The organism is Pseudomonas sp. R3-41, assembly GCF_054161485.1.
Genome location: NZ_CP096421.1, coordinates 1113737 through 1127677, shown reverse-complemented (window position 1 = coordinate 1127677; position 13941 = coordinate 1113737). Strand labels below are relative to the sequence as shown.

14 protein-coding genes are annotated in these 13941 nt (G+C 61.2%); 4 read left to right on the top strand and 10 right to left on the bottom strand.

The annotated features are described in order from the left end of the window. Positions 1 to 4: 4 nt before the first annotated feature. From pssA to M1D99_RS05050, 4 genes are all read right to left on the bottom strand, one after another. Positions 5 to 850, bottom strand: a complete 846-nt coding sequence (gene pssA, locus M1D99_RS05065; protein WP_053125264.1) for a CDP-diacylglycerol--serine O-phosphatidyltransferase — start codon at positions 848 to 850, stop codon at positions 5 to 7. 144 nt (positions 851 to 994) lie between these two features. Beyond that, positions 995 to 2011, bottom strand: a complete 1017-nt coding sequence (gene ilvC, locus M1D99_RS05060) for a ketol-acid reductoisomerase (protein ID WP_003185459.1) — start codon at positions 2009 to 2011, stop codon at positions 995 to 997. A gap of 45 nt (positions 2012 to 2056) precedes the next feature. Further along, entirely contained in the window at positions 2057 to 2548 is a 492-nt protein-coding gene (ilvN, locus tag M1D99_RS05055) for an acetolactate synthase small subunit (protein ID WP_003176102.1), read from the bottom strand. 2 nt (positions 2549 to 2550) lie between these two features. Continuing rightward, complete coding sequence (locus tag M1D99_RS05050) at positions 2551 to 4275, bottom strand: acetolactate synthase 3 large subunit (protein ID WP_186709149.1); 1725 nt, start codon at positions 4273 to 4275, stop codon at positions 2551 to 2553. Between the two features lie 400 nt (positions 4276 to 4675). On the opposite strand from M1D99_RS05050, the gene M1D99_RS05045 reads away from it, so the two are divergent. After that, positions 4676 to 5098, top strand: coding sequence for a DUF4124 domain-containing protein (locus M1D99_RS05045; RefSeq protein ID WP_186709148.1), 423 nt, complete (start codon positions 4676 to 4678; stop codon positions 5096 to 5098). 6 nt (positions 5099 to 5104) lie between these two features. On the opposite strand, the gene M1D99_RS05040 is transcribed toward M1D99_RS05045, so the two are convergent. Genes M1D99_RS05040 through mrcB form a run of 3 tightly spaced genes read right to left on the bottom strand, consistent with a single transcriptional unit; the run spans position 5105 to position 8488 of the window. After that, the gene (locus tag M1D99_RS05040; RefSeq protein ID WP_458131464.1) at positions 5105 to 5434 is read right to left on the bottom strand and encodes a YqcC family protein; all 330 of its coding nucleotides are present in this window, start codon (positions 5432 to 5434) and stop codon (positions 5105 to 5107) included. Next, positions 5434 to 6153 (bottom strand): hypothetical protein, encoded by a 720-nt coding sequence (locus M1D99_RS05035; RefSeq protein WP_186709143.1) that lies wholly within the window; start codon positions 6151 to 6153, stop codon positions 5434 to 5436. The genes M1D99_RS05040 and M1D99_RS05035 overlap by 1 nt, the downstream gene beginning before the upstream one ends. A gap of 16 nt (positions 6154 to 6169) precedes the next feature. Next, positions 6170 to 8488 (bottom strand): penicillin-binding protein 1B, encoded by a 2319-nt coding sequence (gene mrcB / locus M1D99_RS05030; RefSeq protein ID WP_458131463.1) that lies wholly within the window; start codon positions 8486 to 8488, stop codon positions 6170 to 6172. 118 nt (positions 8489 to 8606) lie between these two features. Between mrcB and M1D99_RS05025 the strand changes: the two genes are divergently transcribed. The 3 genes from M1D99_RS05025 (at position 8607) to M1D99_RS05015 (ending at position 11091) form a co-directional block, all read left to right on the top strand. Then, positions 8607 to 10163: an AAA family ATPase gene (locus tag M1D99_RS05025; protein ID WP_186709139.1), complete on the top strand. Its 1557-nt coding sequence runs from the start codon at positions 8607 to 8609 to the stop codon at positions 10161 to 10163. Between the two features lie 91 nt (positions 10164 to 10254). Next, the gene (locus tag M1D99_RS05020; RefSeq protein ID WP_186709138.1) at positions 10255 to 10596 is read left to right on the top strand and encodes a pentapeptide repeat-containing protein; all 342 of its coding nucleotides are present in this window, start codon (positions 10255 to 10257) and stop codon (positions 10594 to 10596) included. A 222-nt stretch (positions 10597 to 10818) separates the two neighbouring features. Then, positions 10819 to 11091: a TfoX/Sxy family protein gene (locus M1D99_RS05015; protein WP_003205623.1), complete on the top strand. Its 273-nt coding sequence runs from the start codon at positions 10819 to 10821 to the stop codon at positions 11089 to 11091. A 222-nt stretch (positions 11092 to 11313) separates the two neighbouring features. Here the strand turns inward: M1D99_RS05015 and M1D99_RS05010 are convergent, their stop codons facing one another. From M1D99_RS05010 to M1D99_RS05000, 3 genes are read right to left on the bottom strand one after another with little or no spacing between them, the layout of a single operon-like run. Beyond that, a complete protein-coding gene (locus M1D99_RS05010) occupies positions 11314 to 12168 on the bottom strand; it encodes a ChaN family lipoprotein (RefSeq protein ID WP_458131462.1) in 855 nt (284 codons plus the stop codon). A 16-nt stretch (positions 12169 to 12184) separates the two neighbouring features. Then, positions 12185 to 12952 (bottom strand): heme ABC transporter ATP-binding protein, encoded by a 768-nt coding sequence (locus M1D99_RS05005; protein ID WP_186709128.1) that lies wholly within the window; start codon positions 12950 to 12952, stop codon positions 12185 to 12187. Beyond that, complete coding sequence (locus tag M1D99_RS05000) at positions 12952 to 13935, bottom strand: FecCD family ABC transporter permease (protein WP_186709154.1); 984 nt, start codon at positions 13933 to 13935, stop codon at positions 12952 to 12954. The genes M1D99_RS05005 and M1D99_RS05000 overlap by 1 nt, the downstream gene beginning before the upstream one ends. Positions 13936 to 13941: the final 6 nt, after the last annotated feature.

Genomic DNA, 13941 nt, shown 5'->3' with positions numbered 1-13941 from the left:
ACGTTTAGCGTCGGCGAAGACGCAACAAGTACTGCACCGGGCCGGAAGCCGCATAGGCGAGGAATACCAGCAGCAGGATACGCGGCGGATCACTGAACACCACGGCGAATACCAGCACCACCGCTAGAATCGCAACGAACGGCACACGCCCCTTCAGATCCAGCTCCTTGAAGCTGTTGTACTTGATGTTGCTGACCATCAGCATCCCCGCCGCGGCAACCAGCAGCGCCACCAGGAACGACATTTTTGAACCCTGGATGCCATAGTCGCTGAATGCCCAGACTACACCCGCCACGACACCCGCCGCAGCCGGACTGGCCAGGCCGATAAAGTAACGCTTGTCAGCCTTGCCGACCTGGGTGTTGAAACGCGCCAGGCGCAACGCCGCACCCGCCACATAGATGAAGGCGACCATCCAGCCGACCTTGCCCATGTCTCCCAGCGCCCAGCCGAACGCCAGCAAGGCGGGCGCCACGCCAAACGCGACCATGTCGGACAGCGAATCATATTCGGCGCCGAACGCGCTTTGGGTATTGGTCATGCGGGCGACGCGCCCGTCCAGGCCATCGAGCACCATGGCGACGAAGATCGCAATGGCGGCGAACGCGAAGTAACGGCTCGCCCCTGCGCTATCGCCGGCGCTCAAGGCGGCCTGGGCGCTCATGGAGCTGATGATGGAATAGAAACCGGCGAACAGGTTCGCGGTGGTGAACAGATTCGGCAGCAGATAGATGCCACGATGCCGGACCTTTCGGCCTTCAGCGTCATGGCCTTCTTCGATATGTTCATCGATGGGCAACAGGCTTTCGGCGTCAGGAGCCTGGTTTGGCTCGTCGGGACGTTCGCTCATGGACAATACCTTGCAACGGTGTGAAAAAATTCGACAGATGTCTGGGACGACGGTTCGGCCGCAAACGATGCAGCTTTATACCAGAAGCCATCGCCCAAACGAAAAAACGCGGCCAAGGCCGCGTTTTTCGATCAAGCTCGCGACTTAGTTCTTGGCTTTGTCGACGATCTTGTTGGCACCGATCCACGGCATCATCGAACGCAGTTGCTCGCCGATGATTTCGATACCGTGGGCGGCGTTGTTGCGACGCTTGGCGGTCATCGAAGGATAGCCGGTGGCGCCTTCGCTGATGAACATCTTGGCGTATTCGCCGTCCTGGATACGTTTCAGGGCATTGCGCATGGCCTGGCGGGACTCGGCGTTGATCACTTCCGGACCGGTCACGTACTCGCCGTATTCGGCGTTGTTGGAGATCGAGTAGTTCATGTTGGCGATACCGCCTTCGTACATGAGGTCAACGATCAGCTTCAGTTCGTGCAGGCATTCGAAGTAGGCCATTTCTGGCGCGTAGCCGGCTTCAACCAGGGTTTCGAAACCGGCCTTGACCAGTTCGACGGTACCGCCACACAGAACGGCTTGCTCGCCGAACAGGTCGGTTTCGGTCTCGTCCTTGAAGGTGGTTTCGATGATGCCGGTACGACCGCCACCCACGCCAGCAGCGTAGGACAAGGCCACGTTCTTGGCGTTGCCGGACGCATCCTGGTAGATCGCGATCAGGTCAGGGATACCGCCCCCTTTCACGAACTCGGAACGCACGGTGTGACCCGGAGCCTTCGGCGCGATCATGATCACGTCGAGGTCGGCACGTGGCACAACCTGGTTGTAGTGGATCGCGAAGCCGTGGGAGAAGGCCAGGGTGGCGCCTTTCTTGATGTTCGGTTCGATTTCGTTCTTGTACAGCGCCGATTGGAACTCGTCCGGGGTCAGGATCATGACCAGGTCGGCGGCAGCAACGGCAGAAGCCACGTCGGTCACTTTCAGGCCGTGGGCCTCGGCCTTGGCAACGGTGGCCGAGCCTTTACGCAGGCCGACAGTTACGTCAACGCCGGAATCTTTCAGGTTGCACGCCTGGGCGTGGCCTTGGGAACCGTAACCAATGATGGCGACTTTCTTGCCCTGGATGATCGACAGGTCGCAATCTTTATCGTAGAAAACTTTCATGAATTTCCCCTATATCTGGCCATTCAGGCCATTCGCTAATTTGGTTTAGATGCTCAGTACTTTGTCGCCACGGGCAATCCCGGTGACGCCACTGCGTACGGTTTCCAGAATCGAGGCAGTGCCGATCGATTGGATGAAGCTGTCGAGCTTGTCGCTGGTACCGGTCAACTGAACGGTATAGACGCTGGCGCTGACATCGACGATCTGCCCACGATAAATATCGGTAGTACGCTTGATCTCGGCGCGCTGGGCGCCGGTGGCCTTGACTTTGACCAGCATCAGTTCACGCTCGATGTGAGCGCTTTCCGACAGGTCCACCAGCTTGACCACCTCGATCAGCTTGTTCAGGTTCTTGGTGATCTGCTCGATGACTTCATCGTGCCCCACGGTGGTCAGCGTCAGACGCGACAAGGTCGGGTCTTCGGTGGGTGCCACGGTCAGGCTTTCGATGTTGTAGTTGCGCTGCGAGAACAGGCCCACCACACGAGACAGCGCACCCGGTTCGTTTTCCAGAAGCAAGGAAATAATGTGTCGCATGATTAGGTACGCTCCGTCTTGCTCAGCCACATATCGCGCATGGAGCCGTCTTTGATCTGCATCGGGTAGACGTGCTCGCTGGTATCGACCGCAATATCGATCACCACGAGGCGATCCTTCATGGCGAACGCTTCCTCCATCTTCGACTTCAAGTCCTTCGATTCGGTGATGCGCACGCCAACGTGACCGTAGGCCTCCGCCAGCTTGACGAAATCAGGCAGCGATTCCATGTAGGAGTGCGAGTGACGGCTGCCATAGCTCATGTCCTGCCACTGGCGAACCATCCCCAACACACCGTTGTTCAGGATCACGATCTTCACCGGCAAACCGTATTGCAGGCAGGTGGACAGTTCCTGGATGTTCATCTGGATGCTGCCCTCGCCCGTGACGCAGGCGACATCGGCTTGCGGAAAGCTCAACTTGATGCCCATGGCCGCCGGAAAACCGAAGCCCATGGTGCCCAGGCCGCCGGAGTTGATCCAGCGGTTGGGTTTGTCGAACTTGTAGTATTGCGCGGCGAACATCTGGTGCTGGCCCACGTCGGAGGTCACAAAGGCATCGCCCTTGGTCACTTCGCACAGGGTTTCGATCACGGTCTGCGGCTTGATCACGCTGCCGTCGCCCTTGTCATAAGGGAACAGGCCGCGATCGCCACGCCATTCATCAACTTGCTTCCACCAGCTGGCCACGGACTCCTTGTTCGGAACCTCGCCGATTTCCTTGAGAATGGCGACCATTTCGGTCAGCACGCTCTCTACAGGACCGACAATCGGCACGTCTGCCTTGATGGTCTTGGAGATGGACGCCGGGTCGATGTCGATGTGGATGATCTTGGCGTTCGGGCAGAATTTCGCCGCGCCGTTGATCACACGGTCGTCGAAACGCGCGCCGACCGCAAGAATGACATCGGCGTGGTGCATCGCCAGGTTGGCGGTGTAGCTGCCGTGCATGCCGAGCATGCCAATGAACTGACGGTCCGAACCCGGGAACGCACCCAGGCCCATCAGCGTATTGGTGACCGGCAGGTTGAGCATTTTGGCCAACTCGGTCAGCGGCGCGGAGCCACCGCCGAGGATCACGCCACCACCGGAGTACAACACCGGGCGCTTGGCCGCCAGCAGCATTTCGGCGGCCTTGCGGATTTGCCCGGAATGACCACGGACCGCCGGGCTGTAGGAACGCAGCTTGGCTTTTTTCGGGAAGATGTATTCGAACTTCTCGGCCGGGTTGGTCATGTCTTTGGGGACGTCGACCACGACCGGACCCGGACGGCCGGATTCGGCCAGGTAGAAGGCCTTCTTCATGACTTCCGGGATTTCCGACGCGTGCTTGATCATGAAGCTGTGCTTCACGATCGGCCGGGAGATACCGATCATGTCGGTTTCCTGGAATGCATCGGTGCCCACCATGGTGCTGGGCACCTGGCCGGAGATGATCACCATCGGGATGGAGTCCATGTACGCGGTGGCGATACCGGTGATGGCGTTCGTGGCGCCAGGACCGGAAGTCACCAGGACCACACCGGCCTTGCCGGTAGCACGGGCATAACCATCAGCCATATGGGTGGCCGCCTGCTCGTGACGAACCAGGATGTGGGTCACTTCCGGCTCTTTGAACAGGGCATCGTAGACATGAAGAAGAGCACCACCGGGGTACCCGTAGATATATTTGACGCCTTCGTCACGCAAAAAGCGGACGAGCATCTCACCGCCAGATAAAAGCTCCACGTTGTTCACCTCTAAAACGCCAGAATACCGACCCACAAAAGGGGACGGGTCTTAATAGGTTTACTTCTCGGCAGAGCATGAGCGACGGTGGTCGCCGACTACGTCAGCACTGACTGAGCAAGTATTGGGATCGTCCCAAGTGTTGCGGGCCTTTCCCACCCAGCGCGAGGTAACGCGTTGCGGGTGTAACAGGTCGGCGCGGATATGCGCCTCATGATCTGCCGAGTGGGTCTGCTTCTGGCAGTCCCTCTACAGCGGACTTTGGATTCTTCTGTTTCGCCTCCTTCAAGTCAAGTCGTCTATGTGCTTTATTCGAAGTAAGCGCATGAGAACGCAAGAAAAAACCCTTAAACGGCAACTGTGTTAGCTTCAATTGCGCAATCCAAGACAAGGAAACAGCATGCGAATGATGTTATTGACGGCCAGCCTGCTGGTGGGCCTGAGCCCGATGAGCATGGCCGGCCAGATCTATAAATGGGTGGACGCCCAAGGCGTGACCCACTTTGGCGCCCAGCCGCCCCAAGGCGTGGAAGCGACGACCGTGGGCAAGTCCGCGACGCCAGCGCCCAAACCACTGCCCCCCGCTTCAGGCGGGGTCGTTGGCGATCAAAAGGCCATCGACCAACAGGTCAAGAAAGAGGTTGCCGAGCAGGAAGCCCAGCTCAAGGCGTTCTGCGAACAGGCCCGGACCAACCTGGCGCAATTGCAGAACAACCCCAGGGTGCGCGAAGACGTGGAGGGGGAAATGCGCCGCCTCACGGATGAAGAGCGACGCCAGCGGATCGATGAGACCCGCCAGCAGATCGAGGAACACTGCCAGTAATGGCGATCAGCCGACGTCGCTGATCAACTGATCGAACTGCGCCAGCAGCCGCTGCAACTGGGCGCCCTGCGCTGGCCGCTGGGCATAGACCATCTCGGCCATGGCAAGGATGCCCGAGGCGTTGGGTAGCGGCAGGTCGTTTTCCAGGATGGCTTTCATCCTGGGCAGGAAAATCCATTGCAGCCACTGCTCGAAATCCAGGGTGTCGACCGCGAACGGCTCGACACTGGCCAGCGCCTGCGCCGAAGGTGAAACATCGCTCCACCAGCCCTGGACCCGCAGCTCCCGCTCGATCAGCAGCAACTGATCGGCGATTTGGGGAAAACGCGTATCCATCAGAGCGAAACCTTGGCCTTCTGACGGGCCAACGCCGCGCCAGCCGAATCGCCTTGTTTCTCACGAGCCTGGGCGATCAATTCCCACAGGCTGGCCTGAAGTGCCGGGCGACCACTGGCGAAGGTCAGGCCACGGCGGGCCAATTGCTCGGCTTGCGGCGCATCGCCCTGGGCCATACGCACCTGGGCCAGGCGATAAAGCACTTGTGGCTCACGTGGCGCCACACGCTGGGCACGCTCCAGGCTGGAGGAGGCGCCGTTGAGGTCGCCGCCAGCCTGTTGCTGTTGCGCCGTGGTCAGCAGGGCCAGCACCGGGCCGTCCAGTTGCTCATCGGCGGACAAGCCACCGGCACTGGCCGACGGGATGCTGCTCGGCGTCGAGGGCATGCTGTAGCTGCCCTGATCGATCGGCGAGGTTTCGATAGGGCCTGGCGTGATCGGGCCCGGCGTGATCGGCGTGCTGCTGATCGGCGCCGAGGTCGTCGCGCCGCCACCGGGCACCATCACCACCACACCGGTGTCGCCTTGCGGAATCGCCTGGGCCTGGCCCTGCACGGGTCGTTTCACCGTCGTTTGACGGAAACCACCGTTGGCCGAGATCCGCTCGCTGTTGGACACAGCGGTGCCGGAGTCAACGACCGGAATCGAACCGCGTTGTACGGTAGAGCAACCGCTGAGCAAAGCCACGGCCGTTACCGCTGGAATCAACCACTTGTTCACTTGAAACCCTCTTTGCTTAATTCATCCAGTCCTTGACCCAATCCATCACCGATTCGGCGGGATTCGTGCCGCCACAGGCTGCACCGGGTGGCGGTTCGCTGCCGCGAATATACGGCATCTGTACTGCGCCCGGGCAATTGGCGTCGGAACCTTGGCCAGTACGCGAATCAACCCAGGCCTGGACGATATTGTCGGGTTGCGGCATGTCCAGCGGCAACGGGTCGGCCTTGCGCATGAAACTGGTCCAGACCTGCAGCGCGCCGGTGGCGCCGGTGAACGGGGTCTTGCCGTTGTCATCACGACCGAGCCAGACCACTGCCAGCAGGTCCTGGCTGAAACCGGCGAACCAGCTGTCACGCGAGTCGTTACTGGTGCCTGTCTTACCCGCCAGGGTCAGGGTCCGGGGCAGCACGTTATAGACCGAACTGCCGGTGCCTTCACGCATGACCCGCTGCATCGCGCTCTGGATCAGGTAAATGGACGCCGGATCGAAACGTTGCTGGATCTGGAACGGATAACGCTTGAGCGGCTCGCCATCGACGGTCAGCACGCTGCGAATCCCGCGCATCGGTGTATTGAAACCGCCGTTGGCCAACGTCTGGTACATCGCCGCCACTTCTATTGGCGTCAGCCCACCAGCGCCCAGCAGCATCGACGGGAAGGCCGGGAATTCGCGGCTTACCCCCAGGCGCGCCAGGGTCTTGAGTACGTTCGGCACGCCGACTTCCAGCCCAAGGCGAGCCGTCGACAGGTTGTAGGAATGCGCCAGCCCTTGGTAGAGGAACACCGTGCCGTGGGGGCGACGATCATAGTTTTGCGGCGTCCAGACCTGACCGTCCGCGCCCTTGATCGAGAATGACTCGTCGGACAGCCAGCTCGTCAGCGTGTACTGGCTGGGCTTTTCCAAAGCGGTGAGGTAAACCGCTGGCTTGATCAACGAGCCGATCGGGCGCACCGCGTCCAATGCCCGGTTGAATCCCGCAAAGCTGGCCTGGCGACTGCCGATCATCGCTTGGACCTCACCGGTTTCCGGGTTGGTCACGACCATGGCCGCTTCGACTTCGTCGGAGCCTTTGCGCCCCGCCAATCGCTTGAAGGTGTCCTCGACCGAGGCTTCGGCCTTCATCTGCAGGATCGGGTCGAAACTGGTGAAGATGCGCAGGCCTTCTTCGGTCAAGTCTTCGTCGCGATAGTCTTCTCGCAGTTGACGCTTGACCAGGTCCATGAACCCTGGGAACGAACTGTCCGCCAGGCTGCCACGCTTGGTCACGCCCAACGGCATCTTTTTCGCCGCTTCGACTTGCTCGGCTGTCGCCACACCTTGTTGTTGCAGCAAGTCGAGCACCAGGTTGCGCCGCTCGAGGGCACGTTCCGGATTACGACGCGGGTTGTAGGAAGACGGCCCCTTGACCATACCGACCAGCAACGCCACTTGATGCAACTTGAGTTCGGACAGCGGCTGGCTGAAGAAGAACTGGCTGGCAAGGCCGAAACCGTGCACCGCCCGTTGACCGTCCTGGCCGACGAAGACCTCGTTGAGGTAGGCCTCCAGGATCTCCTGCTTGTCGTAGTGCAACTCCAGCAACAACGCCATCATGGCTTCGGTGAGCTTGCGGGTCAGGCTGCGCTCGTTGGTCAGGTAGAAGTTCTTGACCAACTGTTGGGTCAGGGTACTGCCGCCCTGGCGCATATGGCCCGAGGAGGTGTTGACCCAGATAGCCCGGGCAATCGATTTGGGCGAGACGCCGAAGTGATGGTAGAAGTCGCGGTCTTCGACGGCGATCAGCGTATCGAGCAGGAACGGTGGGACCTGGTCGATCTTGATCAGGATCCGGTCTTCGAGGTTCTTGGGGTACAGGCCACCAATAAGCAGCGGCTCAAGGCGCACCACCGAGAGGCTCGCGTTGTTGGCACCGGTCAGCGCAGCCACGTAGTCGCCGGAAAAACGCACCCGCACCGGTTGCGCCTGTTCCATGCCTTCATAGAACTGGAAACCACGGGTGTTGAGGTCGATGGTATTGCCATTGACCGAGGCCGCACCCGGACCATTGGCCACGCTTTCACGGCGATAACCCAAGGCATCGAGTTCGGTCAGGAAGTCGGCCTTGCTCAACTTTTGTCCGACGAACAGCTCCAACGGCCGGGCATAGACCTTGGCCGGGATGGTCCAGCGCTTGCCGGAGAACTTCTCCTGGACCACAGCATCGAGATAGACCGCAAAACCGGCGAGCACGACGAGGCCCACCAGGCTGAGTTTAAGGGCCCAGCCCAGCCAGGGCCGCAGGCGGCTGGCGGGTGGTTTCTTGGGGGTACGGGGGGATCGGGTACGAGTCATGGCGGCGGATTATACGCACTTTGCTGCGGTTCAACATGAGCCCCCCACGCGGTTTGCGTTAGCGCGGCTAGCGGCCATAATGACGGCCTTGAATTTTCCAGTCTATGAAGGACCGCCCGTGAGCCAATCCCTGATCGCCGCCTTGCAAAACCCGGCCCTCTACCCGCATCCCGTCGAAGCGTTCCAGGTCATCGAAACCCACATTTCCTGGGTATTGCTCACCGGGCCATACGCCTACAAATTCAAAAAGCCGGTCAACTTCGGCTTCCTCGATTTCACCAACCTCCAAGCGCGCCAGCATTTCTGTGACGAAGAATTGCGCCTGAACCAGCGCCTGACCCAGGACCTGTACCTGGAAGTCCTGCCGGTTACCGGCAGCGCCGAAGCGCCACAGCTCGGTGGCGACGGCCCGGCCATCGAATACGCCCTGAAAATGCGTCAATTCCCCCAGAGCCAATTGCTCAGCACACTGCAAGCCAACGGCGAACTGACCACCGCGCACATCGACGAGATGGCCGCCCAGATCGCCCAGTTCCACCTCTCCACGCCCAAGGTGCCCGCCGAAAACGTCGCCGGCACGCCGCAAAGCGTGATGGCGCCGGTGCTGCAGAACTTCGAACAGATCCGCCCGTTCCTCAACGACAAGGCCGACCTGCTGCAACTTGAAGCACTGCAAGCCTGGGCCGAGAGCAGTTTCGAACGCCTCAAGCCGCTGCTCACCCAGCGCAAGGCCGACGGTTTCATCCGCGAATGCCACGGTGATATCCACCTGGGCAACGCCACCGTGATCGACGGCAAGGTGGTGATTTTCGACTGCATCGAATTCAACGAACCGTTCCGCTTCACCGACGTCTACGCCGACACCGGCTTCCTGGCGATGGACCTGGAGGATCGCGGCCTCAAATCGTTGGCGCGGCGTTTCGTCAGCCAATACCTGGAACTGACCGGCGACTACCAGGGCTTGGAACTGCTGAACTTCTATAAAGCCTACCGCGCCCTCGTCCGGGCCAAAGTCGCACTGTTCAGCATGCCGGCCGAAGCCGATCCGGTGCAGCGCGCAACCACCCTGCGCCAATACCGCAACTACGCCAACCTGGCCGAAAGCTACAGCACCATTCCTTCGCCCTTCCTGGCCATCACCCACGGTGTTTCGGCCGTTGGCAAAAGCCATGTCGCAATGCGCCTGGTCGAAGCACTGGGGGCCATTCGCCTGCGTTCGGACGTGGAGCGCAAGCGCCTGTTCGGTCAACAACAGGTCCCCAACGATCCGCAGGCCGGCATTTATGGCAGCGACGCCAGCAGCGCCACCTACGCCCACCTGCATGAAGTCGCCGCGACGATCCTGCGCGCCGGTTTCCCGGTGGTGATCGATGCCACCTATCTCAAGCACGATCAGCGCGATGCCGCGGCAAAAGTCGCCGAGGCCACCGGCGCTCCGTTCCTGATTCTCGACTGCGACGCGCCGCAAGCGGTCATCGAAAGCCGACTGGCGCAGCGCCAGGCCGACCAGCAAGACCCCTCCGATGCGAACCTGGCGGTCATTGCCGCACAACAGTCCAGCCGCGAAGCCCTGACCCCGGCGGAAATTCTCTGCAGCAAACGGGTCCAAACCAATGAAAGCGGTACGCTCGACATTGTCGTCGCGCAAATCCGCCAGCGTTTGCCAGGCCTGTAAATCACTATTTTGGCCGTGAAGCGATGCCCGGCTTCACGGCCAATAAATAGTGGCACTATACTGGCGTCATAAAACCAACAGGTGATATGAAATGAGCCATCCCAAGATTCTCAACAGCCCGCTTTATGCTCTGCTGCGCAAAGATGACATTTCAGGCTTCAACAAGGAGCGCCCTCAAGGCACGGTCGACATGCGCGGCGGCGATTTTCGCGGCCTCGATCTGCGGGAACTGAACGCGGAGGACGTCGATTTCACCGATGCGTACTTCCGTGCCACCGACTTACGCGGCATCGATTTCCGCAAATCATCATTGGAAGGCGCGAGCCTGGCCCATGCGCAGATATCCGGGGCCTACTTCCCGCCCGAGCTGTCTGCGGACGAAATCCTGATGTCGATGAATTTCGGCACCCGATTGCGCTACCGCACCCGCTGACAGTCTCTAACGAGGCCGGTCCACCCGCGGGCCTGCCACGACCGAACACATCTCCAGCGCCCTCGCTTGCGCTGGAGAATGCAGTCTATTCCCACCTCATCGTGCGTAATGCATTAGAAGCTTTTGCGTCGAATCCCACCAAAGAATCACGTTTTTCCTACTGACCGCTACACTGCTCAGAAGCTTGCCCACCGCACCAGTCGGCCGTCGCAAGGAGGCTCGATGAATGATGAACTGCAACACCTGAAGAATCTGGGCAAGACATCGGCCCAGTGGCTGCACGCCGTGGGTATCCACAGCGCTTCTGATCTACGCCGGCTCGGGGCCGTGGATGCCTATCGCGCCGTGCGCACTCGCGGTTTCCGGGCGTCCAAGGTGTTGCTGTACGCCATTGAGGGTGCGTTGATGGATGTGCATTGGAATGACATCCCCGCTGAACGCAAGGAAGCCTTGAATAAACAGCTGGACGCTATTTCGACGCGCCACAAAGCCTGACACCCCTTTTCGTTCCCTGTGCGAACCCTGGCCGCGAGGTTATTTCGACGAATCGTAAAACAATGTTTGACATGGTAATGAGAATCGCTATGATTACCACATCCGGTCGCGAGACTGGTCGATATTTGAACAGCCCTTGGTTCGGACTCTCAGATATCTCCTCATCAGGCTAATCACGGTTATTTGACCCGGCTCTTGCCGGGTCTTTTTTTGCCTGCAATTTCATTGACGGATGTGTTCACGCATCTGCACACAATAATCCTGTGGCGGCATGGCCGGGGTGTACCACACGTAATCGGCCATGGCCGACGTTACGTCACTGCCCTCCTCAGCCAGCATCAGGACGACCGGTGCCTCGCTGGCGCCAAGATCCAGCACATGCAGCGGCATACCGACATCTTTTCGCCCATGCCAGGCGCCAGCGAACAACAATGCCGGGGTCGGCGCTTGCAGCAGGCGTTCGGCCATGCGCCGGTCACGCTGTTGCTGTACGGCCAGCATTGGCGGCATTTGCGACTCTGGCAGCAAACCGCAGTGGGATTCACGAATCTGTTCCAACAACGCGTCCTTCACCGTGACGGCATTGGAGCGAGTGCCCACCAAGCCGGGCGCTTGCCGATAGAAGCGCTGGATCTCAGCGGCGTCCAGATTGGCGGCCAGCAATGGATAACGTTGCGCCAGGGCAAACTCGACGATGGGCCTATAGAGATTCCAATCCCAGCCGGGGGACCAGGCCAGCGCGCCGGGTAAATCCTTGGGCAAGGCGGGCAACTGGCGAACGGAATCAACTCGTGGCTGTTGCGCGGGGGTGAGCATTTCCAGCAACAGGCTGCCTTGGGCCCGCTGCCCGGCCAAGGATTGGAGTAGCCATCGCTGCAGCGCCTGGTGATCAGGATTGTCGTGCCGCTCACCCACCACCACTCGTGGCGCCCTTGCCAGGCGTTCGACCAACACTTGAGGCGTCACGGCCTGACCGTTGTGCAAGTCACGAATCCGTCCGCCAAGCGGGGGCGGAGCAATGCTCTGGCAGGCCGTCAGTACACTCAATGCCAGAATCAGGAGCAAGCGCACGTCCATATCCTCCAGGGCGCCCTCAGCGGGCAATGATCAACGGATGCCCGCGCTCCGGATGGTCTTGCACCAGCACGTCCAGGCCGAACACCGCCTTGAGCGGTTCCGGGCGCAGCACCTGCCGGGGCGTGTCCAGGGCCACCGGTCGACCGGAGGCGAGCAGTAACAGGCGATCACAGTAACGCGCCGCCAGGTTCAGGTCATGCAGGATTACCAGCACGGCAGCGCCGCGACTGGTGAACTCCCGCACTGCCTGGAGGATCGTGTGCTGGTGCAACGGATCGAGCATCGAAGTGGGCTCGTCCAGCAACAGGGTTTGCCCTGTTTCACCGGGCCACAACTGCGCCAGCACCCGCGCCAGATGCACCCGCTGGCGTTCGCCACCGGATAACGCCAGGTAACTGCGGCCATGCAGATGCGCGGCGTCCGCCGCTTGCAGCGCCGCGGCGACGATTTGCTCGTCCCGCAGCCGGCCGCTCTGGTGCGGCAAGCGCCCCATGCCGACGACTTCCTCGACACGGAAAGCAAAATCCAGGGTTGACGATTGCGGCAAGACCGCCAGGCGGCGGGCGCGCTCGGCACCCTGCCAGTGGGCCAGTGGCCGGTCATCGAGCCAGACCTGCCCCTGGCTTGGGCGCAATTCGCCACACAGGCCCGCCAGCAAGGTGCTTTTACCCGCACCGTTAGGCCCGAGCACACCTAGCACTTCGCCGGGGTTGAGCAGCAGGTCGACGCCCGCCAGCACGGTTTTCCGGCCACGTTGAATGTGCAGGTTCTGCGCTCGCAGCATCAGGCGCGCCCTCGCACCAATAGATAGAGAAAGAACGGCGCGCCGATGAACGCCGTGACGATGCCGATCGGCAATTCCGCCGGGGCCAGCGCCAGGCGTGCCACCAGGTCGGCCAGCAACAACAGGCTTGCGCCCGCCAGCACCGAAGCGGGCAACAAGACCCGGTGATCAGGGCCGGCCACCAGGCGCACCAGATGCGGCACCACCAGCCCGACAAAGCCGATCATGCCCGCCGCCGCCACCGCCGCGCCAACCCCCAGCGCCGTACAAAACACCAGCTCACGCTTGAGGGCTTCGACGTTGACACCCAGGTGGGCGGCCTCGGACTCGCCCAGCAACAGAGCATTGAGTTGCCGGGCCCGGCGTGGCAACCAGAGCGCGACGCCGGCGCTGACCAGCAACAGCGGCCACAACCTCGCGTAGCTGGCGCCGTTGAGACTGCCCAGGTTCCAGAACGTCAAGGTGCGCAGGGTCGCGTCGTCTGCCAGGTAAGTGAACAGGCCGACGGCGGAACCGGACAACGCGGTCAAGGCAATGCCGGCCAAGAGCATGGTCGCGACATGGGTCTGGCCATTGCGTCGACCAAGACGATAGACCAGCGCCGTCACGCCGAGCCCGCCGAGGAACGCACACAACGACAACACGTAGGGACCAAAGGCTTCGGGCAACCCGCCCAGCGTCGAGCCAGCGACAATCGCGAATGCGGCCCCGAGCGCCGCGCCGCTGGACACCCCCACCAGCCCCGGGTCCGCCAGTGGGTTACGGAACAGGCCCTGCATCGCCACGCCGGACAACGCCAACACCCCGCCCACCGCCAAGCCGAGCAGCGTGCGTGGCAAACGGATCTGGCCAAGGATCAGTTCGGCCTGCTCCAGGCCATCGGCGGCCACTGGCAAACCCAACAAGCGCAAGGCGGCGCGCAAAGTGTCCAGCAGCGGCAGGCTCACCGGCCCCAGGGCCAGGGACAACCAGGTCGCCAGCAGACACAG

What these genes read in the sequence shown, in the direction of transcription:
- pssA (WP_053125264.1), bottom strand. Translation starts at nt 850, where the DNA reads ATGAGCGAACGTCCCGACGAGCCAAACCAGGCTCCTGACGCCGAAAGC.
- ilvC (WP_003185459.1), bottom strand. Translation starts at nt 2,011, where the DNA reads ATGAAAGTTTTCTACGATAAAGATTGCGACCTGTCGATCATCCAGGGC.
- ilvN (WP_003176102.1), bottom strand. Translation starts at nt 2,548, where the DNA reads ATGCGACACATTATTTCCTTGCTTCTGGAAAACGAACCGGGTGCGCTG.
- M1D99_RS05045 (WP_186709148.1), top strand. Translation starts at nt 4,676, where the DNA reads ATGCGAATGATGTTATTGACGGCCAGCCTGCTGGTGGGCCTGAGCCCG.
- M1D99_RS05040 (WP_458131464.1), bottom strand. Translation starts at nt 5,434, where the DNA reads ATGGATACGCGTTTTCCCCAAATCGCCGATCAGTTGCTGCTGATCGAG.
- mrcB (WP_458131463.1), bottom strand. Translation starts at nt 8,488, where the DNA reads ATGACTCGTACCCGATCCCCCCGTACCCCCAAGAAACCACCCGCCAGC.
- M1D99_RS05020 (WP_186709138.1), top strand. Translation starts at nt 10,255, where the DNA reads ATGAGCCATCCCAAGATTCTCAACAGCCCGCTTTATGCTCTGCTGCGC.
- M1D99_RS05015 (WP_003205623.1), top strand. Translation starts at nt 10,819, where the DNA reads ATGAATGATGAACTGCAACACCTGAAGAATCTGGGCAAGACATCGGCC.
- M1D99_RS05010 (WP_458131462.1), bottom strand. Translation starts at nt 12,168, where the DNA reads ATGGACGTGCGCTTGCTCCTGATTCTGGCATTGAGTGTACTGACGGCC.
- M1D99_RS05005 (WP_186709128.1), bottom strand. Translation starts at nt 12,952, where the DNA reads ATGCTGCGAGCGCAGAACCTGCACATTCAACGTGGCCGGAAAACCGTG.